General features: G+C 35.4%; 1 protein-coding gene. It reads right to left on the reverse strand.

Going from position 1 to position 537, the window contains the following annotated elements; all coding sequences use genetic code 11:
• Positions 1 to 83: 83 nt before the first annotated feature.
• Positions 84 to 431 carry a hypothetical protein gene (locus JK188_RS17670; RefSeq protein ID WP_211885832.1) on the reverse strand — a complete coding sequence of 116 codons (348 nt, stop codon included), beginning with the start codon at positions 429 to 431 and terminating at the stop codon, positions 84 to 86.
• Positions 432 to 537 lie beyond the last annotated feature (106 nt).

A 537-nucleotide genomic window follows, 5' to 3' on the forward strand; every position in this document is an offset into this window, starting at 1 on the left:
GGTATAAATAGCTAGTTTTTAGTTAATACGTAATAGCCAGCATTATTAAAGATATTACTGGCTATTATTATTCAGAGTGAAATTTATTGAGCTTCTTGTGTCACTAAGCTAGGTGATATTTCAATCACTGCCACTTTCACCATATATTTTTTATTATTCTCACCCTTTGGTACTTCCGCTATGATTTTCTTTAACGCCTCTTCTGGTTGAGCGGTTTGTACAGCCGTGGAGTATTGCATCATTCCTTGATGGCGTCCCATATATTGCCCACGGTAGTTACCATCACAGGGTCTGTCATACTGAGATTGACTGGAGCCGTTACACCAAGTTCCATTGCCATTTCGGTGATAACCATTACCGTGATAAGCAAAGGTAGAGAAACTCACCGCTAATAAACTGCTGACTAAAATAAGTGATTTTAAATTTTTCATTCTGATTCTCCTCTTTATTTATTATCAGCTTGCCATTGTGGTTTTTTATTTCAATCTGATTTACTTAAATATAGGGAGATTTCATATTTAAAACACAGTTATTCAT

This window comes from Providencia sp. JGM181, from assembly GCF_018257375.1.
GTDB lineage: Bacteria > Pseudomonadota > Gammaproteobacteria > Enterobacterales > Enterobacteriaceae > Providencia > Providencia lanzhouensis.

Excerpts from the sequence above, each read along its gene's own strand:
- JK188_RS17670 (WP_211885832.1), bottom strand. The coding sequence starts at position 431 with ATGAAAAATTTAAAATCACTTATTTTAGTCAGCAGTTTATTAGCGGTG.